Consider the following 335-nt stretch of genomic DNA (forward strand, 5'->3'; position numbering starts at 1 on the left):
ATTATTAATGGAATAATTTTTACGGTAAACTTTCTCTAGAATTGAGAGCATCTCAACATCATCCATCACTTTTCTTAATCCGCTATCAACACTATAAAGCTCGATCCAGTGTGGTCTTAAAATAAAATGCCCATTCTCAAAATCAGACTTGGCAAAAGCTTTATCCTCAAAGAAGTCATCATCCTCAAATTTTTTATCCTTTTTCACTTGAGGAATAAATCGAATTAAATATTCTTTATTTAAATAAATAAAATTGACCAGCACAAATTTATTTTTAGATATGAATTTTAAGGTTTCATAAGAGAATGTCTCTAATGTGAAAATGATTTCAAGTA

General features: G+C 28.4%; 1 protein-coding gene. It reads right to left on the reverse strand.

Annotated features, from left to right (window positions below):
* On the reverse strand, window positions 1-335 hold a 335-nt coding region (locus tag ACNPNW_RS06460), incomplete at both ends, for a hypothetical protein (RefSeq protein WP_448766774.1).

Source organism: Acinetobacter endophylla (genome assembly GCF_053543775.1).